The sequence below is a fragment of the Brevinema andersonii genome (genome assembly GCF_900112165.1).
GTDB classification, from domain to species: Bacteria; Spirochaetota; Brevinematia; order Brevinematales; family Brevinemataceae; genus Brevinema; species Brevinema andersonii.
The window spans coordinates 16437-43306 of sequence record NZ_FOKY01000005.1; the positions used below are offsets into that span (position 1 = coordinate 16437).

Sequence of the window (26870 nt, forward strand, 5' to 3'; positions counted from 1 at the left end):
GACGAAATCCTTTTCTAAATTAAAAGATATCTATAGCATCGGCGGGTTGAAAAAAAACTTTACTCTTCTTTCAAATTTTCATCTAACAAAAATTGTTTGGATCATAAGGTTTTTTCGAAGTAAAACACTGACCCCAAAGATTCTCCAAACGCTCTTTGATTTTCTTCTCAAATCCTTGATCAGACGGCACATAGTAGGATACATTCTTTTCTGTGTAATTTTGACGCACAAAATGTCCAGGAAAATTATGAGGATATAAATAATTATGTTTTTCTTGGTTGTTGGTACCAGCAATCTCGGATATTTTACGCTCATTTGCCGAAATGGAAGACTTCATAAAACACCTCGCACTGCGCAGATATTCCGGAATTTTCATCATTTTTCCGGCCCGGATATCGCTTTGGACTTTGTAAATTGACAATACCGTATTACTTTTGGGAAGCCCTGCCAAAAAAAGCGTAGCATGTGATAAATGGAGAACTCCTTCAGGATAGCCAACATATTCGAAGCTCTCCGCACAAGCATGCACGACACTGACAGCTTCAGGATAAGCCATGCCGACATCTTCAACTGCTGAAATTAACAGCCGACGGAAAATAAAACGTGGATCCTCACCCGATTCGATCATTACACCCAAATAATAAAGTGCAGCATCAGGATCACTACCGCGGATGCTTTTGATGAAAGCCGAAATCACATCATAATGAGCATCAGCACTGCCGTATACGGTATCGGTTTTCTGGAGTATGGTTTCGATATCTTTTTTGGTAACTGCCGAAGCGTCTGTTTTCTTATAAGATGCAACCGCATCCAAAATGCCTAGCATTCTTCTAGGGTCCGAAGATTGCTGAATTAAAAATTCTTCAGCATCAGGCTCGATTGTTAAGTTGAGTTCTTTCAGGATGATATCTTCATGGAGAGCACGGGATAAAATTTTTTTCATATCGTTATCAGAAAGAGGAAAAAATTCAAAAATCAGTAACCGAGATCTAAGTGCTGCTTGCAGCGAAAAATAGGGATTTTCGGTTGTTGCGCCGATTAAAATAATTGTTCCTGTCTCCAGAGACGACAAAAATGCATCTTGTTTGGGCCGAGTAAAGCGATGAATTTCATCAACAAAAAGCACTGTACGACCCCCAGTTCTGCGAACCGCCCCTGCTTGAGCTAGAACTTTACGGATATCATCACTGTTCAGTGTTAAAGCATTAACTGACACGAATTCAGCATCAAGATTACTGGCAATAATGCGTGCTAACCCTGTCTTCCCCGATGCTGGCGGACCATAAAACACCATCGACTGTACCGTTCCCTCCTCAACCATGGACCGAATAATACCTCCTTTACCTGTTAGTGCTTCCTGCCCCATATACTCGGTAAAATTGCGCGGAGCCATCCTTAAAGCCAGGGGGGTTAGAAGAGGATTTTCACTGAAAAGGCTCATTGTATTCGTTCCTCAAAAATTGCCCTCTTAAAGGGCGCATCTTTGCTCCAAGATTCAAAATATTGCAATCCGAATATATGCGGAGCATAGGAGTAAAGTTCTTTCCAAATGAGAATCATGAGTTCACGGATCTCCCACTGCGCCGATTTTGATACACGCATATCGATCACATGCAGCCATTGCCGAAAATTAGTCGTCATAACCAATGTTGTTTCCACAGCGTTCGGCAGCACAAAACGCGCATCCTCTTTTTTAACGCCCAAAGCAACCAAATGCGCATAATCTTCATTAATCCTCTGCATTAATTTTTGATATAAGTCGAAAGCTTCGTGATTGTTGGCAATTGAAGGAGGAACAACATACGGAAATTCAGCTTCGTTGACATAGCGCTGCGAACGTTGGCTGAAAGAACTCATCCGATGCCGTACCAACTGATGCGACGCTGCTCGACTGATTCCCTCTATTAAAAAACTTGCCAAACCATGCTCGAAAACCGACAAATGCCCCGCTTTAAGTAAAGTAGGCAGCATTTTTATATAAGATTCATCTGTCTGTTTGTCATGCGAATCATAGCAAACTCGCGCACTAGTCTCGCAGGTAAATTCAGCATTCGGGGAAATAAACAGCAGTTTTATATTCATTATTTTCTCCCATTTTTACCAAAATTATAACATAAAATAAAAAAACGCTCAAACCTTTGCAAAAGAACTTGAACTATGCTATATTATTAGAAATAGTCTCAAGGAGCTCATGTGCGCATTTACAAGATTTTGGGATTACTGCTAACCGCATCTCCAGTTGTGATCGCCACCGATGATATTTTCTTTCCCTATTCCATACTGGGACTTACGTTATTTATTATGACTCTGATTATAGAAAAATTATGGACTATCGAATCCGTAATTGAATTTTTTTTATGGTTGGGAATGGTTTTATGTATTGTTACTTACCAGCCGCAAATTTATATAGTTTTTCAAGCATATTTTGCAATTACATGTTATATATTTCTCTCTACACGGTTTGTGAAATTTCAAATTTTGATTGCAGCCGGATTTATTTGCTCTGTCGGCATGATTTTTTCGCCAGTGCTGCATACAGCAAGTTATATTTTTTTGAGCTTTTTATTTTTTTTAGACAAATATTCAAGTAAACTGTCAGAACAGCCACTTATTGATTATGATAATGCCGAAATGGTTATTCCAGAAACGACAACTAATGAAGAGGAGGCGGATTTTGTTATTCCAGCACCCGAAAATCAAGAAAATATGGACTAGTTTAGTCCTCGTCAGTTTTTTATTGACTCTTCATCCGAGTTATGCATTTCGGTCGCGTTTTATTGTACCGTTCAACGAACTTGAAGATGCGCTTCTCAATAACTTTGACAGTCTTTCAATCACTGAAGCAGCACTTGTTGCCAGCGGAATCGATGCTGATTTGTATCAAACATACAGTGCAGAAATCAATCGCTGGGAAAACGATATTCGATCGCGCTTATTACCCGGAGCCAGCGAATACAAAATTGCCGAAACTATATTAGCTTATTTACATGACCATGTTTTTAAGCGTTACCGCTTATCATCCACCACTCTTCAGGAAGTATTTGAGTCCGGTGAATTCAACTGCCTTTCCGCAACAATTTTAACCGGTATTCTACTACAGCATTTCGGCATCGAAACAAAAGGTATTGTGCTGCCAACGCATGTTTATATTTTTGCCGTGCTCGATGGAAAAAACACCGAAATCGAAAGTACCATCAAACAAGGATTGCTCATTGCTCAGGATAAAAAATTGCAGGATCAGTTTAACGGCCTGACAGGCTTCAGCTACGAAAACAACAAGAGAAAAATTGTAATTTCCTGGTCGGAAACGACAGGACTTTTATACTCCAACCGTTCTTACTTCGATGCTCAAAAATCACGATTCAAACAAGCGTTTCAAAATATGATGAAAGCCCAAGTCCTGCTTGCCAGCGCACCCAGCGAAGAAAGCAATCTGACAGCTGGCTATTTGAATTATTCTTATTATGTCTTCAAACAAGAAGACCGCCCGCTGCAGGATTATTTGTATGCATTGGAGGTTCTCGAGGAAGGCATCAGTCGCTATCCGCGTTATAATGTGCTTAAAGGCAATTATTTTCAAGGAGCTAACCTCGTTTTGCAGCGCATGATTATGAATAACTTGACCCCTGATCAAATTGACATTTTTATGGCAAGGTCACAGCAGCACCTTTCGGCAAAAGATTTTGAAAAATTTAACTACAACCGCTATTTGCGTGAAGTTTTATATTATCTCCGCACTAAAAAAGACCTGACTAATGCTCAAAAAGCACTCCTGAATATGTGGCAACAAAATCCAGACGCAACGGATGTAAAAAGTTTAATTCAAGAATTTAGCTATACACTTGTGCAGGCAGATTTGAAGAAAAATCAATCCGGCCGGATTGATAGTGCTGTCTTATCGGCTTTAGCACCGTTTCCTGCAAAGTTGACTCAAGAATATTTAAGTGGATATTATTCGGAGGTCGCACGAAAGTTGTTTTCGCGTCAAAATTTTACCGAAGCCGTTGCTACGATGGAACAAGGCCACAACCAATTAGGAGCCCACAAACTGATCATAGAAAACGGATTTTTCTATGCAGTCAATGCTGCACAGCATTTTCTAGATCGTGAAGTGTACGAAGAAGCTTTGAAGTTCTACCAAAAAGCCACCTACTTCAAAAATAATCCGCAAGTATCAGGAAATATAGCAATCCTTTATGAAAAACTTGCTCTCAATGCCCTTGAAAATAACAATAAAAAATCTGCGAAAAAGTGGCTAGATGAAGGATTAAAATTCTCCCCTAACAACAGACGTTTGATTATTATTGCAGAAAAAATGTGAGGTTCTTATGAAATTTAAAGCTGTTATTTTCGATTTGGACGGCACATTGGTTGATACTTTGCAGGATTTGGCCGATTCCGTCAATGAAGCTTTGCAACAGTTAAACTTACCTCAACACTCCTACGAAGAAATCCAAAAAAAAATAGGATATGGTATCACAGAACTCATGATATCATGTCTTCCAACCAAACAGCAAAAAAATACAAAAATATTAGGACAAGCCCTCGAACTTACGGCAGAAGCTTATTCACGTCGTTGGATGCTGCATTCATGTTTATATCCGGGAATTGTGCATCTTCTGGATCAACTGATGTTGAAAAAAATACCAATGGCTATTCTATCAAACAAGCCAGAACGCTTTACACAAGAAATGTGCAGTTTGTTATTAAAAAAATGGGATTTTGTGTATATATCAGGAGGTAGAGATGGCTTTCCGCTCAAACCCAATCCTTTGACGGCGCAGAATATCATCTGCTATTTCAATCAAATAGACCAAAATATCGGTACTGATATTGTTTTTGTCGGCGATGGTGATACGGATATTCAAACTGCTATTGCTGCAGGCATCACACCTGTAGCGGTTTTGTGGGGATTTCGATCGCAAGAACAGTTAAAAAAGGCAGGTGCTTCTTATTTCATTAGTTCTCCTGCCGAGTTATTAGATTTTTTCTAACACAATCACTGCCGAAGCATATTCTCGAGTGTGAGCAAAACTAATAAAAATATCTGGCATTCCTAAATTACACCAAAATTCGTGGGTAACACCATGTAACTGGACATTTGGTTTTCCTGATGTATCATGAGTCACTTCAATTTCATTCAACCGCAAAACTCCACTTCTCAAAGCTTTATAGGTAGCTTCTTTCACACAAAACCGTACAGCCAACCTTTCCCAAACATTTTTGGATTGAAAAGAATAATCTAATTCTTCTTGAGTGAAAATTCGCAGTAATTTTTGCCTAGAGTGGCTACTAAATAATTTTTTTATACGAGCAACATCAACAATATCCGTACCTATTCCTATGATCATATTTTTTCCTGCCATATAGACTTATATAATAAAGCATCTATTAGGTCCTGTCAAATAAAAAATAATTTTCCATTTTGTTAAATTTTAGCAAGAAAAATCCCGAAATATTTGACATAAGGGTCTGCTCTTTAATATATTCAACAAGGAGGACAAAAAATCAAAATCAAAGAGCATGATAGGAATTGGGACAATCAATTAATATCAGAAGGAAAGACCATGAATTACAAAGGAGCTGCTAAATCTTCAGAACAAAAATACTATGCACCGAATAGTATGTCAACATATTTAAAGGAGATAGATGCTATTCCACTGCTAAGCCGTGAAGAAGAACAAGAATTAACCAGTAGTTTCGGCACTTGCTGCCAGGTTTACTTGAGAGAAAATCCTGCTCATCAATTATGCAGCACCTGTACAGCTATCAAAGAAAAACTGATTATTTCCAATTTGCGTTTTGTTGTATCCGTAGCAAAGAAATATCAAGGCAACAACTTATCGCTTGCGGACTTAATCAACGAAGGGAATCTCGGATTACTGATGGCTGTTGACAAATTCGACCACACATTAGGATATCACTTCATTTCATATGCTGTGTGGTGGATTAAGCAGTCGATAATGAAAGCAATTTCGGAAAAGTCGCGTATGATTCGTCTACCGATGAACAGAACTAACGAATTATTCCGGATCGCCAAATTTATCGATAAATACTCCAAAGAATTCGGAACCAAACCTTGTGAAGCATTGATAGAAAAAGAACTAGGCATCAATAAAACCGAAATTAAAAGAATTTTGGATTTAGCCAGTGGTCATACAGCTTTAGAAGGATTAGTAACAGATGACGGGGAGTTTGATTCATTCCATATTAATATCCCGGAATTTCAGAGTCCAGAGCACAATATTATCCAATTATCTCTTTCAAACAATATCCACAGTTTACTGGATGTCCTATCTGAACGAGAACGATTTATTTTAATGAAGCGTTTTGGTTTGGATGGAGGCGATTGTTTATCGTTATCCAAAATCGGAGAATTATTGGGACTCACCAAAGAACGTGTGCGTCAATTAGAAAAGCATGCGCTTGAGCAAATAAAAACAATTGCTCAAGAAAGCCAAATGATACTGTATTTCAATTAGGACTTTATTATTTATTATAAAAAACAGTCTCTTTAGTTAAAGAGACTGTTTTTTATAATAAACTTGACCAAAGTTTTTTTTCAAAGTACAATAATAAGAGCTTATTTAAGAAAAAGGAGAGTGGCTATGACCCCAGAATATCAGGCTTTTAAAAAAAACGCTCAAGAAAGCATGGATAAAGCAATTTTATTTCTAAAAGACGAATTCAACAGACTCAAAGCTGGCCGAGCCAATATTGTCATGGTAGAAGATATTACATTTGAAGCTTACGGTCAGCACATGACGATTAAACAAGCTGCAGCTCTATCAGTCCCGGACACTCATCAAATTGTGATCGAACCATGGGATAAATCACTTCTCAAAGACATCGAAAAAGGCATCCATAATACGGGACTTGATTTTTCGGTAACAAACGACGGAAAAATTCTCCGTATTAATATCCCTCCACTTACAGAAGACAGAAAAAAAGAACTTGTCAAATATGCGAAAGGCATCGCAGAAGACGCAAAAATAGTCATTCGTAATATGCGCCGAGATATCAACAATAAATTAAAAGAACATTCCAAAGAAATCAGCGAAGATGATATTCGTAAGGAATTAGATAAAATTCAAAAAGAAACAGATAATCATATTGCTTTAATTGAAGAAACAATGAAACAAAAAGAAAAAGATATTATGGCTATTTAGATGGATCAAACTGTTCCTCGACATATAGCAATTATTCCTGATGGGAACCGCCGATGGGCTAAAGCGCATAACTTAACATCAGCCCAAGGTCATGAAGCTGGTTTTCTTGCTCTAAAAAAAATTCTTGAAGAATGCCGCGATTCCGGACCCGAAATTTTAAGTTTTTATGCCTTTTCTGTCGAAAATTTTAAACGAAGCGAATTAGAAATTAAAAATCTATTTAGCCTCTTAGATAAAGTATTAAAAAATTTCGTACAAGAACTACAACAACAAAATATCAAATTAATCATTACCGGATCTCGCAAAGAGCTGCCATCCACACTTACCAAAAAACTTCATCAGGCATGCCAGGAATGCTCAACAGGTAAATTTATTCTTAATATTTATGTTAATTATGGGAGTCAACAAGAAATAGTTCATGCAGTACAACAAGTTGCTCAACAATGTTCAAACGATACCTTACAGCCAGAAGATATTACTAAAGAATTATTTGAAACTTTCATTAACCCTCATAACTTGCCACCTGTTGACTTACTTATTCGTACATCCGGTGAATATAGAATCAGTAACTTTCTACTATGGCAATGTGCTTATAGTGAATTTTTATTTTCATCCAAATTATGGCCAGATTTTACGCCGGAAGACTTCCAAAATGCCCTCATAGAATTCAAAAATAGAAATCGACGGTTTGGCACATAACATTTAATTTTATAAAAAGGATTTTTTATGATAAAACGATGGTTGACAGCTCTTATTGGTATTCCTGTCACACTTTGGGTCATTATGACAGACATCGGAAATGGATTTCCACTATTTATTACTGTATTACTTACAGCATTACTGATCAACATTGAGATCGCATCAATGGCAAAAAATAAAAAACATACCTATTCTTTTTGGCTAATCAATATGATTATTCCTATAGCACATGTTTTATCATACTTAAAAGCTATTAATGCCATTAATTTCACACAATGGGCTGTAGGACAAATATTTATATTCTTTTTTCTATTTTATGCCACGATCAGCAAAAATCTTAGCAATACCAATAACTATTCAGCAGCTTTTGAAACACTAGGGTTCAATTTTATTGCCTATACTGTACTGATTTTTATGCTACCTCTCTTCATTATTCTTAAAACAATTGCTCCTCATGCTATTGCATTGATTTTATTATTTACATTTTGTTGGGTTAGCGATGCTGCTGGTTTATTTACAGGTATTTTGTTCGGCAAGCACAAACTTACTATGCTTCCCAGTAAAAATAAAACTTTAGAAGGATTTATAGGATCCTTTATCATCAATTTGCTGTTGAGTGTTCTGTGTTTTTATGTTCAAGGATTATTATCTTTTCCATTCCACTGGTCTATATTAAAATGGCTAAGTTTCGGATTATTAATGAGCTTTGGATCAAATTTTGGGGATCTTACTGAATCATTAATTAAAAGATGGACTTCCGTTAAAGATTCAGGAACATTATTACCCGGGATGGGGGGCTTATTTGATACTATTGATAGTCCTATTTTTGCGGCACCTATAGTTTGGTTATTTTTCAGTTTTTAATTTCTTTTATATAAGAATAATACAGCATAGCAACATTTGGAATTTCAACGAAATCTTCAGAAAATATTTTAAAAAGATATTTAATTTTTATCTTTGTTGCTTATTTTTAGGTTTTGGAATAGGATTATACCCAAAACTACCAAAAGGATGGCATCGTAATAAACGTCCTGTAATTAAATATAATCCTTTAAAAAATCCATGCACACGCAATGCATCTAAAGCATATCCAGAACAACTAGGTCGAAAACGACAAGCATTAGGTAAAAACTTTGATAGATATTCCTGATAGAATAAAATAATAAAAAAGATAACTCTAGTGATGAAAGACATTTTGATACTTGGAATTGCTTCTTTAAGAGATAGTCTGCCTGTTTTGTGCATTAAAAGAAAATAATAATCGCTCAAGAAATAAAAAAACTGTTTCAATTCAAAATAAAGGTCTTTTTTGCACTGAAAAGGTCGTATTTGCCTAATTAAAACTTTAACAGAACATATTTTTGTTTGGCAACGGAAAGTTTCTCTAATAATTCGTTTTATATAATTACGATAAACAGCATTACCAAATTTTCTAGATACTATGATCCCTAATTTTGGATAATCATATACTATTATCTTCAAAACAAAAAAGCTTCCATCGAAACAGAAACCTTTATTGAAAAATTCTTGAAATTCTTTTTGAGAGCAAATTCGATAGTTTTTACTATAAATACAATTTTTCACTATGCTAAAATATTAAACAGTTAAACGAACACGACCTTTTGCACGACGACGGGATAATATAGCTCTACCATGGCGATCAGCCATTTTTGCCCTAAAACCGTGTTTTCTTGCACGTTTAATTTTGGATGGATGCCAAGTGCGTTTCATGATTTACTCCACTAAAAATAACTTGCCGAAAGGCGGAATCGAACCACCGACACGAGGATTTTCAGTCCTCTGCTCTACCTACTGAGCTATTTCGGCACATATAGTCAAACATTATAACATCACTCTAAAAAAATGTCAAGATTTTATAAAAAATCTTTATAATTTTAGTTCATTAGCTACTTTATCAATTATTTTTATAAATTCTTTTGACCAAAGTGATTCGGTACCAATTGCTTCTAACATCCCTTTATCAGCATACTCTGCAACTCGTGGATCCAACGGAAGTGATGCTATTTTTTCAATTCCATGCTTCATTAAAAACATATCAAATTCAACATTTTTTGGATAAAGTTCGATTTGTTCTCCGCATTTCGGACAAACAACCATTCCCATATTGCTGATCATCCCTAAAATAGGAACATGAAATTTTTCAAACATAGAGATACCTTTAACTGCATCTTCAAGTGCAACCCCTTGCGGTGAAGATACAGCCAACAGCCCATCCAACGGCAAACTTTGACCAACTGCAATAGGAATATCGCCGGTTCCTGGTGGCATATCAAGCACTAAAACATCATACTCTTCCCAAAGCGTATCTTCAAAAACCTGCTTCATAACACCATTAGCAATAGGTGCCCTCCATACTAAAGGAGCATCAATATCCGGGACCAAAATGCCGACACTCATCATAGAAATGCCGTCTTTTTCAGCAGGAACAAACTTCTCACCAAATACACTGACTTTATCACGCAGACCTAAAATTCTAGGAACGCTTGGGCCATAAACATCCAAATCAATCAATGCAGTTTTAAGATTTTTATCTGCAAGCCTACGTGCTAATTCAACAGCAATCGTTGATTTTCCTACCCCTCCTTTTGTTGAATAAACAGCAATAATTTTTTTAAATTTTTTTAAGATGTCTTCCCGAATAAAATTTTGTAGCGTTTTTTGAGGAGGAGGTGCTTTTGAAAGTTCGCCCATAGATCTGTCCGTAACACTGACAAATACTTCGATATGCTCCTCACGAAATGCTTCTTCAACAAGGCTGCGTAGATTTTTTTTCTCTTCGGGAGAAGCTTGAGGTATAACAAGTCTGAACTTCATAGTATTATTTTCAACAGCTACCCCTTCAACAGATGCAACTTGATCTAGAGATTTTTGACTTTTAGGATCAATGATGCTACTCAAAACTGCTAATATATCTTGTTCTTTCATAAATAATCCTTGCTATGAAATTCTTTAAATTTTTTGTCAATGAATGCTTTCATTTCTTCCTGAAAACGGCAGATAGAAAATTTTTTACTATATTCCGCTACTTTTTGCGGATCAAATCGGTCTTCATTATGTTCAAATTCTTGTACTGCTTGAGTAATCGCTTCAGCAGTCTGCGAATAAAAAAATATTCCTGTAACACCGTTTTGAATTGTTTCGCAAGCACCCCCCACACCGTAAGCAATTACAGGTGTACCTAAACTTTGAGCTTCAACGGGCATCAAGCCAAAATCTTCTTCTGCAGCAAAAATAAATGCTTTTGCTTTACCGATAATACTCATCAACTCAGAATGCGGCTGATACCCTAAATATGAGATATTTTCAGCCTTATTGGCAATACGGCGTACTTTTTCAGAATCAGGACCATCGCCTAAAATAATCAGTTTTTTATCAGGCATTCGGGCAAAACTCTCTGTAATGAGCAGAATATTTTTGTAAGGAACATGGCGCGAAGCCGCTACAAAATAATTTTCTTTATCTGTATATACTTTTTCACTCAAATTAACAGGAGGATAAATTACTTCTGCATCACGACGGTAGATTTTATGGATTCGGTTTTTAATAAAATGAGAATTCGCAATATAATAATCCGGTCGAAAACTTGACACTATATCCCACTGCCGCAGTCCATGAAAAATATGTTTCGTATACTGCTCTAAAAGCCATGGAAATTTAGCTTGTTTCAGATATTCATGGGTCAAATCCCAAATATAACGCATCGGCGTATGTACGTAAGAGATATGACAAGTTTTAGCATCAGTTAACACCCCCTTTGCTACTGCGTGAGACGATGATAATACAACATTATAGCCCCGCATGTCGAATTCTTCTATAGCAAGCGGAAATAATTGAGGTATCTTACGGTAAATCTTCCGGATAAAAGGACAATGCTGCAATGAGCTGTTAATAATTTTTGCATCCTTCAAAACAGTACGAGAAATGCTTTTAGGATCGCTGAACAAGGTATAAATTGGTGCCTGAGGATATAGCATATACATTTGCTCGAGGACGCATTCGGCACCTCCCATGGTTACCAGCCAATCGTGCACTAATGCGGTTTTCATTTTTTCTCCAAATATTTTCATTTTTTACAAAAACAGCCTATAATATTATAGAATAACTGTTTTATTTTTTCAACACAAAAAAATTTCTAAGGAAAATTTATGCAAAAAATCCCTCAAAAAAATGCAAAAAATCTTAGAATTGTTGCATTTGGAGACATTGTCGGATCGGCTGGCCGAGCTATTATTAAGCAATTAGTACCTGAAATCAAGCAGCATTGGCAGCCTGATATTATTATCGCTAATGTAGAAAATGCTTCACACGGATACGGACTCACCCCCAAACATGCCATAGAACTTCATAATTTCGGTATTGATCTGATGACTATGGGAAATCACACTTGGGATAAGCATATTTTGTGGTACACTATTAAAAAATTTCGGTATATTGCACGCCCACTTAATCAGACCAGAGAAACACCCGGTCAAGGATATGCCATACATGCTACGAAGTTTGGTAATTTTGCTGTTATTTCCTTGGTAGGACGTTTTTTTATGAATCCAGCAAATTGTCCATTTCATGCGGTTTTTGATATGATAAAAGATCTACATAAACAGGGCATAAAAATGATTGCTGTAGACATTCACGCAGAAGCCTCAGCAGAAAAGCAAATTATGGGCTACTTTTTGGATGGAAAAGCCAGTATTGTCTGGGGCACACATACCCATGTACAAACCGCAGACGACCATATACTCCCCAAAGGTACTGGCTATTTGACTGATCTTGGCATGACTGGAGCATTGGAATCTGTTTTAGGATTTGAAATCGAGCCAGCACTCAAGAAAATGATTTACGGCGAACCCAACCGCATGCATCCTGCTACAAAAGGTCCATTGATAGCGACGGGATTAATTGCCGATATCAACCCGTCCTCCGGCAAAACAAAATTCCTGATGCGATTTAAAGAAAAATTAGATCCTATCCCCAATTTAGTAGAAGAAAATGCTGAAAAAGATCATATCATTCGAACAGATATGGAAAAAGAAGCGGAGTTATAATGCCAAACAGTAAAAATATCTATCAAAATTTAGAACATAGACTGAATTTATTTTTTATTTTCAGTAAAAATCCTGCTACCCAAAAATTAATTCCTGAATTGGCAATACAAACGATCAAAGATAGCTATGTATTTATTTTCGGAGAGTCTATTATTCATAACAGCTTGAAACTTATGGAGTTAATGGATATTTTATTAACAACAGAGGAAAAAAAACTACTTTACTATTTAGAATCATCGCTGCGTAGCGCTAAAAAATATGAAAAATGCACAGAAAATTTTGATATTTCTGTGTTAACAAGCATCATAACAAAATTGCAGAAATATCTTGTCAAAAATAAAGCGTAAGGCAGTTGTGTGGGTCCTTAAAATAAGTTCGAGCACCGCACTATAACTCGCGATTCTCCAAATAGGAGAAGCATCTTTATTATAGATAAAGCCGCTCAGCAATAAGGTGTCAACCCCACGTTATGCCTTACGCGTTAAATGCGGGGGAAAAACCAAATAAAACGAATCGGCAACAAAAAAACATCCACTAACTTGTCCAATGCGGGAGAATTATCAATAGGATAAAAAAGATCCCAGAAAAACACTACATAAGAAATAAAAAACCAAGCTTCTATCAACGCTACAAAACAAGCAAATATACGAGATGCTTTAGAAATACGTTGATAACGGTCATAACTTTGACGTTTGAAAATAGGTGTAAGAATAATATAAAACAGTATTGTGCCAATACATGCAATATAATAACTAATTTGAGTTGATTGAGGTAGAAGCACATAGCCTAACCTTATTGCTGTCCCTGCAAGAACTAAGGATAATAATAAAAGAGCCAAACGCTTAACAACTTTTTGCATACCTTGATAATATGCACGCGTTATAAAAACACTAAAAAGTACACTTAAAACAAATAAAGAAATCCAAAACCAATTCATAATAACTCACAAATTTTTGAATAAAATATAAATACTTATAATTTTCTATTTTTTACCGATAAAATATATAAATTTATCCCTGTTTGAGGTATTTGTGATTAGTCAAGAGATAAACATACTCAATCGTTACGGAATTCATGCTCGTCCATCATCGATGATAGCAGATCTTGCAGAAAATTTTCAAAGTACTATTATTTTTGAAAAAGATGGTAAAACAGCTAATGCACGAAACATTATGAACTTAATTCTATTGTCTATAGAACCCAATTCTAAAATCACGGTACATATTAACGGACCTGATGAAACAAGTGCCTTAAAAGCTCTTATTGATCTTATCGAGGTACGTCGTTTTGATGAATAATCAATGTTTATGATGATCTGTGATTTTACTATGCTTTTTTCGTATTTCTGCTAAAACTTTATCTAAGGTCTGATCAATAGATGTTTCAACTACTTCGGCATGAGCAGAAGCAAAAAATTCCCCTAAATCGCTGGTAACATCACACTCTGTTTTAAATTTCACATGTTCCTTGTGTACATTCACATAAATATGATGAATTCTATCGGCAAAATGAACTAATTTTTGTTCTGCTTTTTGTTCAATAAATTGTCTTAATTCTGGAGTCATCTCAAATTGGTGTCCTGCGATGATTATATTCATAATTACCTCACTTAGTTTCTTTTTGGATTTTATCCAAACGTCCTCTCAATCGCATGATCGCCTTCGTATGTAGTTGCGATACTCGAGATTCTGTTACAGCTAAGATACTACCAATTTCTTTTAAGGTCAATTCTTCATAATAATAGAGAATTAATACTTGTTTTTCGCGATCTGGCAGTTCTGTAATAGCATGGGCAATTATTTTTTTCAATTCTGTGCGTTCCGCCAACGCATTGGGATTTGAAACACTAACACTTTCCAAAGTTTCTTCCATAGACATAGGAGAATTGTCATTACCGTCATTCATAAGCCAATTTTCATCCATGGACACTAGTGCATTAGTACCAACCCTCAAAAGTTGCTGATGAAATTCTTCTACTGAAATTCCCATCGCGGCAGCAATTTCATCATCTTTTGCAGATCGACCTAACTTCAACTCTAACTGTGAAATCGTACGTTCGATTTCTTTAGCTTTTTGACGTACCGAGCGTGGAAGCCAATCAATATTTCTCAACTCATCAAAAATAGCACCACGAATCCTTGTAACAGCATATGTTTTAAATTTAATATCACGATTGAGATCAAATTTATCAATAGCATCTATTAAACCAATCACTCCAAAGCTAACAAGATCTTGAAAATCAACCGAAGATGGAATATTCACCATAACACGTCCAGCAACATATTTAACTAGCGGAGCATATTTTTCAATAAAATAATTTCGGATTGTCCGGTCTTTCGTGCTACTATATTGTTCCCAAAGCTGTTCTTCCGTAAATCCGGCTAAATGTTCATATCCTTTCACTCAATAAGCCTTCCGACAATTTTAACCTAAAGATAGGTTTTTATATTCTATATTATTTCTTAATTTTTAGCAAATAATTATTCTTTTTCGTCCATAAGAACTTTTCGGGCCGCCATGGCACCTTCTTTAGGGGTAACTCTGACAGTTCTGTTCCCAGCTTCAAAATTGAACATACCATCAGCTCCAATCCTCATAGAATTACTTTGATTATCTAGAATCTCTTCGGCATCAGAAGAAAAATCCGTTTCCAAAACCGGTACTGTAGAAACTAGGTCAATAAATTCTTTACTGCTAGAATCTTCAAAATTCAGATCTTCCTCATTAACCGGAAATTTTTTATACAGTTCATCAATAGTCAAATCTTCATCATCTTTTGGTATAATATACTCTGTACGTTCTGCTGTTTCCTTTGGGAAAAAAATACTTTTTAACTCCTGTTCTGAAAAGAGAGCTTGAAGCATTTTAATAAGAACAGCCCACACTAATAAAAACAAAATCCCACCTAATAAAGAGCGTTTCAGTATAACTTGTATACTTTGATTATTTAATAAATTAAGAAAAAAAATTAGCAGAAAACCAAAACCAAAAAACATCGCACTTACGGTACTTTTTATCAATCGTAAAAACATAATCTCTCCATATTTCAAAGTATAACATAATTTTTTACAAAATTGCAATCAAATAATCTTTAGCCGATCAAAACATTATCAATCAAGAGATGCGGACTGCCTGTAGAAACGGGTAAGCCATTTTGACCAGCTTTTCCACAACCGCCCAAACCGCCATGATGTTCAAGATCAGAACCAATACCGATAATATTTTTCATCGTAGTAAATAGATTACCCGACAACACAACATCACGGATCAATCCCGTGATTTTTCCTTTTTCTACCTTATATGCATACGCAGCCGAAAATGTAAACATTTCCAAATTAGTCATTCCTCCTATCATATCGCATGCATAAATTCCATCCCAAAGCTCTTCCAACAGCTCCTCAAACGATCGAGAACCGTTCTCTATATAAGTGTTAGTCATTCGCGGAATGGGCACATAAAAAGGGGAAAGTGCCCGACCATTGCCAGTAGGTATAGTATTCATTTCTTTAGCAGTCAGCCGCGACTGTAAATAACAGGAAATTTTACCGTTTTTAAGAAGTTCTCGACGGGCAGCTGGTACCCCTTCATCATCATAAGGACACCAGCCTGCCAAATGACTCTGACGACCGTCATCAACAATAGTTAATTCTTCTGTTCCTAATATTGTGCCTAGCTGGATTTTTTCTAAAAGTTCGGGATTGTCGGCAAGGAAATCAGCTTCACTCATATGACCAAAAGCTTCATGAGCAAATACCCCTGCTAAATTAGGATTCAGCAAAACACGATAAGTCCCCGATTCTACTTTAGGTGCCTTAACAAGATCTCGCACACGTTTTTTGACAGCATCTATTTTTTCCTCACAGTTTTTAACAACTTCCATGCCACCGTATGTACCTTCAGAAAAATACGCATGCTGTAGTGTCAAACCTTGTTTAATAGCCGCTGATATACTCATACCAGTAAAATGCTTCTTTTGAAGAATATCCGATCCCTGAGAGTTAATATATAATTTTTCTACCGTATAATTTTTAAATTCGACGCGTGTCGAATCAAACACATCATCCCAAAGCAAATCGTGAATACTGCGTGTAAAATGGTATTTTTCCTCTAGGGTCAGATTATCAGGACTTTCAAATGTTTGATTTTCGATATCGTCACAAATAACAGAAGTATCCGCTAAAAAAGTGTTCTGATCTCCCACAACTTGACAGCTTTCTAAAGCTCTTTCAATAGCACCGGACCAATTTTCATCATTGAACGCACAAAATCCAAGAGCCCCTTTATAGGAAATCCGCACCGAACCCGCCGAACATAAAGTATTAACCGCCTTTTCGACTTCTCCTTTGGATATCACAACAGAAGATCCATATGTATTGGCATACCGAGCTTCGATAGAATCTGCAGCAGTAGAATGGATAATATTTTTAATATGTTTACGCATTATCTCTTCTTAAACGAGCTCTCCAATCGTGATTGCTCCGCGCGTTTCTTGAATTCTAACTCTTGCTAGCTTACCGATCAAATCCCAAGCTGATAGTGTTGCACACATCAAATTATTATGCGTCCGCCCCACATATTGTTTGATTCCGGATTCGCTCTTAAGACTATATTTGGATTCACGGTCAAATAAAATGGTATATTCGCACCCTTGGTGCTTTAACAGTTCTTCAGCTAAGATTTGACGATGTTTTTTCACCAAAATATCCAACCGCCGTAATTTTTCTTTTTCAGGAACCTGACCTTCAAAATGCTCTGCAGGAGTATTGGGTCTGGTATTGTAGCGGTACATGAACGCTTCGTTGAAACGAATCTCCGTAAACAAATCCATTGTTTCTTCGAATTCTTGTTCTGTTTCGCTCGGGAATCCAACAATAATATCCGTAGACAAAATAATATCCGGACGTATTTCGCGGATTCTTGCAATTTTCTCAAGATAAAGTTCACGAGTATAACCTCGCTTCATTAAACGAAGCACTCGATTACTACCTGCTTGAAACGGCAGATGCAAATAAGGCATAATATTAGGATAAGCATTCATTAATTCAACAGTTTCATAGAGAAATTCTTTGGGATGAGCCGTCAGGAATGTAATCCTTTGAATACCCGCTTGCGATGCAACAGCTTCCAAAAGATCTGGTAAACGTTTATTTTCATAGCAGTAAGTATCTATCGTCTGTCCCAAAAGGCACAATTCGATCACACCATCAGCCGCCAATTTTTTCGCGTTGTCGACAATATCTTGAAATGGCCGATTCTGCTCGAGCCCGCGCACATGCGGTACAATACAGTAGGAACAATGCTTGTTGCAACCATGAGAAACAGGTAGAAATGCTTTGAAGGGAAACTCTTTTGATGGAGTAGCTGGCATAAAAGAATAGGCTGCTCCAAAGCCCAAACTTTCCGTCCTTGCATCAAGATCGTCAAGGTAGTCAATCACCGCATCTTTATTGTATGTACCCCATACAATACTGACAATATCAGCAAAACGTTTCTGAACATCAAGCCCGATATTTTCGCTCATACAACCCATAAGAATAACTTTCAAATCATGATCCAGTGAACGATTCAAAGCACGGTAAAAACCTAAACGTCCTTCGATACGCTCCTCAGCCGTCAAGCGTACAGAACACGTATTGATAATAACAAAATGAGCATTTTCTGGATTATCCACTATTTTATGCCCACGAGCTTTGGCCTTGTCCGACAATGATGATGCTTCTGATAAATTCATTTGGCATCCATAGGTTTCGAAATATATATTCGCCATAACTAATCCTTATATAAAATTCAATACGGCAGTAACCGTTCCGCCTTGATGATAACTCGGTTATCCTTAGTCAACCCCTGCAATGGACCAATTACTGTGATTTTCATACCGTTGTTAAGCTCATGAAATCCAGAAGCCTCGACCAATGCAATGCCTTCCACCAAACCTTGATCTAGGAAATTGACTAAGAGATCAAATGTTGTTTTTTTACGGCCCTGATGATGAAGGTTCGCAACTGTCCCTTGCCATCTCAGCATGACTCCCTCATAAACAGCAGGAGCTACCGCAATTTCTGCATAACTCGGCACATAATCAACACTGTCAGGGTCAGGATCAGGAATAAAGCTTTCTAAAATGCCAACTCGTTCCTTAACAGCCAATGCTGCATTAGATGCAAGAAGTTCATTTGCCAATATGCGCGCTTTATTGTAGCGTTTTGCAGAAATTGCTGTCTTTAAGTCTTCAAATTTTCTAATAATAATTTGTTCGTTCAGCACAATACGGAAATTTTCACGCGCATTAACAATATCGGTGATTCCTTTAATACTGACCTGCGTGGCAGGTGATAAAGCATTGGCACGGTTAATAAGATTGGAAGATAAAGCTGCGTTGCGGATTTCCGGATAAAATAAAATACCTAAGCTTATCATCAAACCTGCGCCAATCCATATTAAATGGACTCCCAGCTGATCTGTTGTACTGCTCAACCACTTTTTCAACGAAAAACCCGAATTTGGTAATGTAATCTGTAGCAAAGGGATTAAAGGAATATTTTTCGCTAAATCGGGATTTCCTATTTTGCGGACCTTTTCCAGAGTATTTTTAAGCAACGGAGAATCAACCCTATCTAGGGCATCTAATAAAATATCGATCCCATAATCAACTTGTCCCTCATGAATAGCAATCAAAGCAAGAGCATTATAAATTTCTGGATCATTGGCATTAATCCCAACGGCATCCGAAAGATAAGAACGAGCTTCACCGTACTGACCTTCCAGAAAATATAAAAAACCCTGCCCCTTAAGTGCCATAAAATCGTAAGTATTTTTTTCCAGAAGCTGCGACCATTCCTGGCTAGCTGTTTTGTAATGACCTTGAACAAACGCTTCGATCGCTTTACGATGAACTTTCGGAGCTGATCCTTTGCTGAGAATCCGCATATTTTTCTCCCAAATCTTCCTAATATTATAAAATATTTAGACAAGAAATTCAAACTCTTTCCTTAAAAAATCTTCACAAAAAGAAACAAGCTGATTTGACATAGTATTTTTTTTGAGTTATTATATTATAAATTGCGTTTCTAAAAATAGGAGTCTACATGAGACAATATCTTCTACTGGCCGCGCTTGCCATAAACGCAACACTATTGGCACAAGCGCCTCCCACCAACACCCAAGTGCAACACTCCGCCAATTTCTCCAACTTGCAGTTTGGGAAAAGCTTTACTGTCCAGTATACAATGCCTCCCGCCATTCAGCAAATTCTAGACATCGACAGCAATATCTCAGTTCAAGCAGATACTGATATTTTAATCAGCAATATGAACAGTAATAGCTTTACTGCTTATGTAACTCCGTTTTCTTTCACCCCATACACAATGGCATCCCTTTTAATCACTGCTCTTGACACCAATGGAGATACTAATATATTTTATACGCCGGGATTTATTATTCCTATTTCTAACGAAGCTCCTACTAACATTCAGTTAGCAGATATTGAAAAACCTTATTTTGTCTGGGATCCGCTGTTGACAATTCTGCTATGTTTTATTGTCTTAGTTATAGGACTTATTATTTTCTTATCTGGGCGCAAAAAACAACAGATTGTTCCGGAAGCCCCCAAAGAAATCATCGATCCTTTCCGACAAATGACACAAAAACTCCAAGAACTCGATGCTCGGAAAAATAATCTCACGGAAGAAAGTTATAAAGAATTTTTTGTTGAGCTATCGGAAACAGTACGCGAATTTTTGTCGCTGACGATTATACCACTGGCCCTTGAAAGCCCCACCAAAGAAATTCTTGATACCCTAAAACAACACAAAACCAATAAAGAAATTATCGAAACTGTCGGATTTATTATGAAAAGCACGGACCGTGCAAAATACGCCAAACATATCTTTAACCAGGACCGTATTGACCATGTTATGCAGGAAGCATTTCGATTAGCTGCGCTGGTACCTCAATCTGGAGAATACCATGAACTTTGAAAATCCGCGTTATCTGTTTTTTTTGATTTTTATTCCTTCATATATAATTCTAAAATACACAAAATACTACAAAAACCATGGAAAACGACCGGGATTTCCGTTTCCATGGATGCCGTTACTGAAACTGCAAAAAGATACACTGGCAGTATTTAGCACGACAATGAATGATATTTTTCTTTTAGGATTAGTTGCAACGCTAAGTATAGCTTTGGCTCGACCTAGAGGTGGCTCAGCAATCAGTTCTGAAACAAATTTAGGAGTTGATATCATCCTCACCACAGATGTTTCCAGCTCTATGACTTACGTAGACGAACCTCCTGCCGACGCGAAACGAATTTTATATTTCGGACAGGAACGTTTCATTGACAGAAATGGAGACATCCGCAATAATGCACGCATTGAAGTAGCCAAACGTGTACTTAAAAATTATATCAACAAACAAGAATATAACCGACTAGGATTGGTTTTGTTTTCAAGTTACGCGCTGACAAAAGCACCCCTTAGTTCGGACAAAGAGCTGCTAAAAAAAATTACCGAAGAAATCGATTTCTTCGATGAGGGGGCAACAGCAATTGGTACCGGATTATTAACAGCACTTAATCGTTTACGTTATTCCACAGCTAAAAGCAAGGTTATTATTCTATTGACAGATGGTGCTAATAATGCGGGAATTGTCGATCCGATTACCGCTGCTAACGCAGCACGGGAATTGGGAGTTAAAATATATACCATAGGAATCGGAAACCCGCATGGGTATTTGCGGCCTCTTGATTACGAACGCACTTCTTACGAACTAGTGAACAGTGTGGAATTTGATCCTGAAACTCTTCAAGAAATTGCCGACATTACCGGTGGGAAGTATTTTGAAGCTCAAAATGAAGATTCACTGCAGCAGGTGTATGATGCCATCGACAAACTTGAAAAAAGTGAAATTTCCGTGAAACGCCGCGTACTTTACGAAGAAAAATTTAAAACATGGCTTAATATTAGTGGTATTTTGTTGGCATTATGGATTATTCTCAACAGTTTAATTATTAGAATCCCATAGGAGAAATTTATGCGTTACAAAAGTTGGATATTTATTGGAATTCTTTGCATTACAGGAACAGTATTTTTAATAGGAACGCGCTTGAAAAACAAGCCTAAGACAGACCCATTAGAATTTCCCTGGTCGGAAATACGAAAAGATCATTTATTAGGAATAGAGTCTGTATTGTATCAAAAAAATAAAAAATTTCAATATAAAATCCTTCGAGAACAAAATACATGGCATCTTGAAGAGCCTCTTCAAATAGAAGCGCTTCCGGAAAAAGCAATTTTATTGGCTAACAGTTTCTTAACAATGCAGCCTCTTGAAAAAATCTCTGATATCTCTGCTGAAGATTATAAAGCTTATGGATTTTCTGAGCCGCGTCTTGAAGTGCAAGCTATAATCAAAAACGACACTAATCAAGGATTCATTGTCGGCACAGAAACTCGAGTAGGTAATAATTTTTACATTATGCTACTAAACCAAACAAATACCGCTTATGCGATTAGTGGAAACAGTCTGGAACCGTTTTTAGCAGGAGCTTCTGCATTGATCAACAATAATATTTTTACAGAACCTAGTGATTCAGTACAAGGGATAAAATTCCGAAACTTTCAAGGCAAAGAAATTTTTTTCATCAAAAGGGATAATTTTTGGGTGCAAATATATCCAGAAAATAATACAGAAAAAGACTGGGGATTAAGACGGTTTATCCTTCATGCAAAAAATTTATATTTCTATCCTCAATCAATTATTTTTTCTGCCAATCATCAACAACTGCAAGAAGCAGGAATAAACACAAATACAGCTCCTTACTTAACTTTGATTTTTGAAGACAAAATTTCTTCCGTGTTCTTAGGCAATAAGCAAGAGAATGGTTACGCAGTTTATATCCCGACATTAAATATCTTAGCAGCTATTCCTATTGACATTGCCGATACTGTTTTCAATATTGACAGCAATGATTTTAAGATACGGCAAAAATAAATGCCTAATATTCAAGATATTTATCGTATTTTTTTGGAATGCCCTCAAGTTAACGGTGGATTAGTATTTGATGAGGGGACTTTTATTGGCGTACTTTTCAAAAAAGATATAGAATTATTGCTTAATGAAAAAGACAATTTCATTATTGATAAAATTGTCTTTATTCCTACTTCTAAATTAGAAGAATTTCTTTTTACGGATATCCCTAAATCGCGTACGAAAATACCCTATTTTTCTCACTCTGGAGAAGTATTAGGTACTATTTTTTATCAAGAATTCGTATCAGAATTTTTTCCCGAAGATTTCATTACGCGACTTTCTTTGTTAGATATTTTTCAAAATTATGAACACCCTCTTTTTATAGTAAATCGATTTAAAACATTATTATATAATAACAAAGCCGCTTCTGAATTATTTCCAGAAAATATCTACGGTAAAAAAATAGGTGAAATTTTAAATCCTTTTGATATTTATTTCAATGAAAAAAAAATGTTTATCAGCAGAGGCAATCAAACTTGGCAATTATTGATTGCTCGTTCTATTGATGAACATTTTTTCTATAATATTTATCAATTTCTTAAGGCATAATTACTCATTTCTCATTTCTGTCTGATTTTTCTTAGTTTCAATAATATTACGGATATCATTAACAAAAACTAATGCAGCAAGCACTAATAATAATATTATACCAAAAACTTCTATTTTCGAAATAATTTCTTCCGCCAGAGGAAAACGTCCAAACATAGCTCTTAAAACATTCAAAACTAAAGCACCACCATCTAAACCAGGAATCGGCAGCATATTGAATACAGCCAATGCTATACTAAGCATCACCATAAACCGTATCAAAAGCACGATATTCTGAGTTTGCGCAATACTTCCTGTAATGCTTACAATACGAACTGGTCCAGAAAGATTTTTTTGAATATCAATTTTGCCGCTAAACAATTTGCTTAATGAAACTAAAATCTGGTCAATAGTAGTTTTCAATTCTCTCATACTCATACTAACTGCTTCAGGAAAATTTTTTGCTTTTTGGAAAACCAAAATCTCTTGTGGCTTTTCTGCAAGAACTCCTATCTGCCATACATTTTCCTCTTGTGACGGCAAAACATTAAGATACAAAATATCCGCCGCCCTTTCCACCTCTAAACGCAAAGGCTTACTTTGATTAGTAGCAAGAATTTCTTCTAATTCATAAAAATAAACAATAGGCTGTTGATTGACCATTTTGATTCTATCACCCAGACGTAATCCAGCCTTAACAGCAGGACCGTCGCTTAAAATATCACCAACAACCGCTTCTTGAACCGGACGTACACCAATAATTTCAAGACCTGTATCTTTATTATTGATAGGAACAAACAAAACCGTATTCGTAATCATCCCCCGAATATAAGTAATTGTTTGATTTGTTTGTTTTGAATAGGCTAACGCTGTAGGAATATCCATAAAATGAGAAATCGTCTGACCGGAAATATTAATAATAACATCACCACTACGAAGCCCTGCAACCCAAGCCGGCGATTCTACAACATTTCCATTCATCGTAATATTAGGAGTAACATAAACTTTATTGGAAAGATTTTTTTCTTGAAAACCTACACTGAACAAAATAATTAATACAAGCAATGCAAAAATAATATTAAAAAGACTACCGCCAATAACGGTAAGAATTTTTCCCCAAAGCGGACTATTAACTAATGCTCTAGGGTCAGTATCTTTTTTTTTGGAATTTTCATCACCAAACGCACAAAATCCGCCAAACGGCAGCCAGCCCAACTGATAATAAGTTTCACCCCACTGAAATCCCATAATAGGCTTGCCCATCCCAATCGAAAACGTATCAACACGAATATTACACATCTTAGCCATCAGCAAATGTCCTAATTCGTGAACTGCAATCAAAATTCCCAATACAAAAACAGCAACAATAATTCCAAAAATATTCATTAATAATTGAGGAGCAAAAATAGCATCCATAATTGACCACCTAATTCAAATTTAAAGTATATCCAACCAAAGACTATACATCGCTAACGCAGCCGCAACCGAAACATTAAACGAATCCATACGCTTCGTTGATGGTAGATGAGCTTTATGAGTGCACAAAGCTTTAATACCTTTTCTAATGCCATCTCTTTCGGATCCCAAAACAATACAACTTTTTTGCACTTTCAAACCGCTTAATACTTGCTGTGCTTCACCTATCAGTGCAACAACAGAAAATCCCTCTTTTTTCATGGCATCGATCTCTGTTTTAATGTTATTCACGTAAGCCAAATTTATTTTATAAATACTACCAGCAGATGATTTAATCGTCTGAGCCGTAATACGTGCACTATTATCCTTAGGCAATAATATCCAATCAGCTCCCAAAAGCACTGCCGAACGAATAATAGCTCCTAAATTTCCTGTATCAGTAACCCCATCTAAAATAAGAATTCTATTGAACATGCTATAATCAATATGAAAAGTCATATTTTCCGTAATAATATTCCTCGGTAAAACTATTTTTCCGGCAATCCCTTGATGCTTTAATGTGTCTGCTTTTTTATCAAGTTCTTTCGATGCAATAAATTGAACAGGAATATTTTTCTGTTTCAAAGTTTTTCTTAATCCAGGATATTTTTCCGATTTAGCTTTATCAATCCATATTTCAGAGATATCTAAATTTTCAAGTAATGCTTCTTCGATGGAGTTACGTCCATAAATAATCATTTATGCCCCATTTTAAATCCTATTTTACCACTTCCTGAGTTTCTAAAGCTATCATTAATTCTTCATTAGTGGGCACTACAAGAGTCCGAATTTTTGCTGAAGGTGTCGAAATATCTCTTAACTTCGATTTTGACTCTTTATTAACCGCTTGATCGATCTCAATCCCTAACGAAGACAAACCAGCTGTCACTTGAGCCCGAAGTTGTACATCAAATTCTCCCATCCCAGCTGTAAATACAATAGCATCAACTTGTGCATCTAATTCTACCAAATAAGCTCCCAACATCCGACGGATATAATGTGCCATCATATCTTTAGCAAGTTTTGCTTGCTTATTACCTTGGTCAGCAGCAGCTTCGACATCACGCATATCGCTAGAAACACCAGAAACACCTTTCAAACCACTCTGTTTGTTGAGCAAATCCGAAGCTTGAGCTGGTGTTAATTTTTCTTTTTCCATAATATAAAGCACAGCCGCAGGATCCAAAGAACCTGATCGAGTACCCATCATCAGCCCTTCAAGAGGGGTAAAACCCATCGATGTGTCAATAGATTTACCATTTTTTATAGCTGCCATACTAGCCCCATTGCCAATATGACACACTATCAAATTAACTTGATCTTGAGACTTGTTCAAAAATTTTGCTGCTTCCTGAGTTACGTAAGCATAAGATGTACCATGAAATCCATATCTTCGGATACCGTACTTCTCATAATATTCATAAGGAAGACCGTACATATAAGCAACCGGTTCCATTGTTTGATGAAATGCCGTATCAAAAACAGCCACTTGAGGTGTCTGTGGAACAATTTTTTGACATGCACGTATACCCATGATATTCGGAGGATTGTGAAGAGGGGCAATATCAGATAATTTATCAAGTTCTGTTAAAACTGCTTCAGTAACAAGAGTAGGCTGACTGTAAACTTCTCCACCATGAACTACACGATGGCCTATTGCATGAATTTCGTTCAAATCTTTGATCACTGCAGTTGGACCTTCCACTAAAGAAGCAAATACCTCTTTTAATGCTTCATCATGATTAGCTGCATGAATATTTTTTTCTACTTTCGGATGGGAACCATTTGTAAAACCCAAAAAAGTATCGTTAAGCCCAATTTTTTCCACAACTCCTTTAGCCATTATCGATTGACTAGCCGTATCAAGCAACTGATATTTAAGCGATGAACTACCAGCATTAAGAACTAGAATTTTCATATTATA

Annotated in this window: 31 protein-coding genes and 1 tRNA gene; 14 read left to right on the top strand and 18 right to left on the bottom strand. The window is 36.4% G+C overall.

Annotated features, from left to right (window positions below):
* Window positions 1-82 precede the first annotated feature (82 nt).
* Entirely contained in the window at window positions 83-1441 is a 1359-nt protein-coding gene (locus tag BM018_RS04150) for a replication-associated recombination protein A (protein WP_092318931.1), read from the bottom strand.
* Window positions 1438-2082, bottom strand: coding sequence for an FAD-dependent thymidylate synthase (thyX, locus tag BM018_RS04155; RefSeq protein ID WP_092318933.1), 645 nt, complete (start codon window positions 2080-2082; stop codon window positions 1438-1440). The genes BM018_RS04150 and thyX overlap by 4 nt, the downstream gene beginning before the upstream one ends.
* Window positions 2083-2193: 111 nt before the next feature.
* Between thyX and BM018_RS04160 the strand changes: the two genes are divergently transcribed.
* From BM018_RS04160 to BM018_RS04170, 3 genes are read left to right on the top strand one after another with little or no spacing between them, the layout of a single operon-like run.
* Window positions 2194-2715 carry a hypothetical protein gene (locus BM018_RS04160; RefSeq protein WP_092318935.1) on the top strand — a complete coding sequence of 174 codons (522 nt, stop codon included), beginning with the start codon at window positions 2194-2196 and terminating at the stop codon, window positions 2713-2715.
* Window positions 2675-4321, top strand: coding sequence for a hypothetical protein (locus tag BM018_RS04165; protein ID WP_092318937.1), 1647 nt, complete (start codon window positions 2675-2677; stop codon window positions 4319-4321). Before BM018_RS04160 ends, BM018_RS04165 begins: the two co-directional genes overlap by 41 nt.
* 7 nt (window positions 4322-4328) lie before the next feature.
* Entirely contained in the window at window positions 4329-4994 is a 666-nt protein-coding gene (locus BM018_RS04170; RefSeq protein ID WP_092318939.1) for an HAD family hydrolase, read from the top strand.
* Here BM018_RS04170 and acpS read toward each other — a convergent pair.
* The gene (gene acpS, locus BM018_RS04175) at window positions 4980-5351 is read right to left on the bottom strand and encodes a holo-ACP synthase (RefSeq protein ID WP_159428172.1); all 372 of its coding nucleotides are present in this window, start codon (window positions 5349-5351) and stop codon (window positions 4980-4982) included. The genes BM018_RS04170 and acpS overlap by 15 nt on opposite strands.
* A gap of 216 nt (window positions 5352-5567) precedes the next feature.
* On the opposite strand from acpS, the gene BM018_RS04180 reads away from it, so the two are divergent.
* From BM018_RS04180 to BM018_RS04195, 4 genes are all read left to right on the top strand, one after another.
* A complete protein-coding gene (locus BM018_RS04180) occupies window positions 5568-6482 on the top strand; it encodes a sigma-70 family RNA polymerase sigma factor (protein ID WP_092318943.1) in 915 nt (304 codons plus the stop codon).
* A 126-nt stretch (window positions 6483-6608) separates the two neighbouring features.
* Entirely contained in the window at window positions 6609-7169 is a 561-nt protein-coding gene (frr, locus tag BM018_RS04185) for a ribosome recycling factor (protein WP_092318945.1), read from the top strand.
* Entirely contained in the window at window positions 7170-7868 is a 699-nt protein-coding gene (gene uppS, locus BM018_RS04190) for a polyprenyl diphosphate synthase (RefSeq protein WP_092318947.1), read from the top strand.
* 27 nt (window positions 7869-7895) lie between these two features.
* The gene (locus BM018_RS04195) at window positions 7896-8732 is read left to right on the top strand and encodes a phosphatidate cytidylyltransferase (RefSeq protein ID WP_092318949.1); all 837 of its coding nucleotides are present in this window, start codon (window positions 7896-7898) and stop codon (window positions 8730-8732) included.
* Between the two features lie 87 nt (window positions 8733-8819).
* Here the strand turns inward: BM018_RS04195 and yidD are convergent, their stop codons facing one another.
* The 5 genes from yidD to BM018_RS04220 form a co-directional block, all read right to left on the bottom strand.
* Window positions 8820-9452, bottom strand: coding sequence for a membrane protein insertion efficiency factor YidD (yidD, locus tag BM018_RS08150; RefSeq protein WP_092318951.1), 633 nt, complete (start codon window positions 9450-9452; stop codon window positions 8820-8822).
* Between the two features lie 12 nt (window positions 9453-9464).
* On the bottom strand, window positions 9465-9599 hold the full coding sequence (gene rpmH / locus BM018_RS04205; protein WP_092318953.1) for a 50S ribosomal protein L34: 135 nt from the start codon (window positions 9597-9599) through the stop codon (window positions 9465-9467).
* A 23-nt stretch (window positions 9600-9622) separates the two neighbouring features.
* Window positions 9623-9695: transfer RNA gene (locus BM018_RS04210), tRNA-Phe, on the bottom strand.
* 60 nt (window positions 9696-9755) lie between these two features.
* Window positions 9756-10814, bottom strand: coding sequence for an Mrp/NBP35 family ATP-binding protein (locus tag BM018_RS04215; RefSeq protein WP_092318955.1), 1059 nt, complete (start codon window positions 10812-10814; stop codon window positions 9756-9758).
* The gene (locus tag BM018_RS04220) at window positions 10811-11935 is read right to left on the bottom strand and encodes a glycosyltransferase (RefSeq protein ID WP_092318956.1); all 1125 of its coding nucleotides are present in this window, start codon (window positions 11933-11935) and stop codon (window positions 10811-10813) included. The genes BM018_RS04215 and BM018_RS04220 overlap by 4 nt, the downstream gene beginning before the upstream one ends.
* 99 nt (window positions 11936-12034) lie before the next feature.
* On the opposite strand from BM018_RS04220, the gene BM018_RS04225 reads away from it, so the two are divergent.
* Entirely contained in the window at window positions 12035-12931 is an 897-nt protein-coding gene (locus BM018_RS04225; protein ID WP_092318958.1) for a TIGR00282 family metallophosphoesterase, read from the top strand.
* Window positions 12931-13278, top strand: a complete 348-nt coding sequence (locus tag BM018_RS04230) for a hypothetical protein (RefSeq protein WP_092318960.1) — start codon at window positions 12931-12933, stop codon at window positions 13276-13278. Before BM018_RS04225 ends, BM018_RS04230 begins: the two co-directional genes overlap by 1 nt.
* 134 nt (window positions 13279-13412) lie before the next feature.
* Here BM018_RS04230 and BM018_RS04235 read toward each other — a convergent pair whose 3' ends face one another.
* Window positions 13413-13868 (bottom strand): hypothetical protein, encoded by a 456-nt coding sequence (locus BM018_RS04235; protein ID WP_092318962.1) that lies wholly within the window; start codon window positions 13866-13868, stop codon window positions 13413-13415.
* Window positions 13869-13962: 94 nt separating this feature from the next.
* Here BM018_RS04235 and BM018_RS04240 point away from each other — a divergent pair, with 94 nt between their 5' ends.
* Window positions 13963-14229, top strand: coding sequence for an HPr family phosphocarrier protein (locus BM018_RS04240; RefSeq protein ID WP_159428173.1), 267 nt, complete (start codon window positions 13963-13965; stop codon window positions 14227-14229).
* Here BM018_RS04240 and hpf read toward each other — a convergent pair whose 3' ends face one another.
* From hpf to BM018_RS04270, 6 genes are all read right to left on the bottom strand, one after another.
* Window positions 14230-14529, bottom strand: coding sequence for a ribosome hibernation-promoting factor, HPF/YfiA family (gene hpf / locus BM018_RS04245; RefSeq protein WP_092318966.1), 300 nt, complete (start codon window positions 14527-14529; stop codon window positions 14230-14232).
* Between the two features lie 7 nt (window positions 14530-14536).
* On the bottom strand, window positions 14537-15334 hold the full coding sequence (gene whiG / locus BM018_RS04250) for an RNA polymerase sigma factor WhiG (protein ID WP_092318968.1): 798 nt from the start codon (window positions 15332-15334) through the stop codon (window positions 14537-14539).
* A gap of 77 nt (window positions 15335-15411) precedes the next feature.
* On the bottom strand, window positions 15412-15963 hold the full coding sequence (locus tag BM018_RS04255) for a hypothetical protein (RefSeq protein ID WP_092318970.1): 552 nt from the start codon (window positions 15961-15963) through the stop codon (window positions 15412-15414).
* A gap of 59 nt (window positions 15964-16022) precedes the next feature.
* Window positions 16023-17372, bottom strand: coding sequence for a TldD/PmbA family protein (locus BM018_RS04260; protein ID WP_092318972.1), 1350 nt, complete (start codon window positions 17370-17372; stop codon window positions 16023-16025).
* A gap of 9 nt (window positions 17373-17381) precedes the next feature.
* Entirely contained in the window at window positions 17382-18698 is a 1317-nt protein-coding gene (miaB, locus tag BM018_RS04265; RefSeq protein ID WP_092318974.1) for a tRNA (N6-isopentenyl adenosine(37)-C2)-methylthiotransferase MiaB, read from the bottom strand.
* Window positions 18699-18718: 20 nt separating this feature from the next.
* The gene (locus tag BM018_RS04270; RefSeq protein ID WP_092318976.1) at window positions 18719-19858 is read right to left on the bottom strand and encodes a tetratricopeptide repeat protein; all 1140 of its coding nucleotides are present in this window, start codon (window positions 19856-19858) and stop codon (window positions 18719-18721) included.
* A 158-nt stretch (window positions 19859-20016) separates the two neighbouring features.
* Between BM018_RS04270 and BM018_RS04275 the strand changes: the two genes are divergently transcribed.
* Genes BM018_RS04275 through BM018_RS04290 form a run of 4 tightly spaced genes read left to right on the top strand, consistent with a single transcriptional unit; the run spans window position 20017 to window position 23512 of the window.
* Window positions 20017-20907 carry a hypothetical protein gene (locus BM018_RS04275; protein ID WP_092318978.1) on the top strand — a complete coding sequence of 297 codons (891 nt, stop codon included), beginning with the start codon at window positions 20017-20019 and terminating at the stop codon, window positions 20905-20907.
* On the top strand, window positions 20897-21955 hold the full coding sequence (locus BM018_RS04280) for a vWA domain-containing protein (protein ID WP_092318980.1): 1059 nt from the start codon (window positions 20897-20899) through the stop codon (window positions 21953-21955). The genes BM018_RS04275 and BM018_RS04280 overlap by 11 nt, the downstream gene beginning before the upstream one ends.
* Window positions 21956-21964: 9 nt before the next feature.
* The gene (locus tag BM018_RS04285) at window positions 21965-22924 is read left to right on the top strand and encodes a DUF4340 domain-containing protein (RefSeq protein WP_092318982.1); all 960 of its coding nucleotides are present in this window, start codon (window positions 21965-21967) and stop codon (window positions 22922-22924) included.
* Entirely contained in the window at window positions 22925-23512 is a 588-nt protein-coding gene (locus tag BM018_RS04290; RefSeq protein WP_092318984.1) for a hypothetical protein, read from the top strand.
* Here BM018_RS04290 and rseP read toward each other — a convergent pair whose 3' ends face one another.
* The 3 genes from rseP to BM018_RS04305 are packed head-to-tail and all read right to left on the bottom strand — an operon-like array spanning window position 23513 to window position 26864.
* A complete protein-coding gene (gene rseP, locus BM018_RS04295; RefSeq protein ID WP_092318986.1) occupies window positions 23513-24907 on the bottom strand; it encodes an RIP metalloprotease RseP in 1395 nt (464 codons plus the stop codon).
* Window positions 24908-24928: 21 nt separating this feature from the next.
* Complete coding sequence (gene rlmB, locus BM018_RS04300) at window positions 24929-25645, bottom strand: 23S rRNA (guanosine(2251)-2'-O)-methyltransferase RlmB (protein ID WP_092318988.1); 717 nt, start codon at window positions 25643-25645, stop codon at window positions 24929-24931.
* A 19-nt stretch (window positions 25646-25664) separates the two neighbouring features.
* Complete coding sequence (locus BM018_RS04305; RefSeq protein WP_092318990.1) at window positions 25665-26864, bottom strand: acetate kinase; 1200 nt, start codon at window positions 26862-26864, stop codon at window positions 25665-25667.
* Window positions 26865-26870 lie beyond the last annotated feature (6 nt).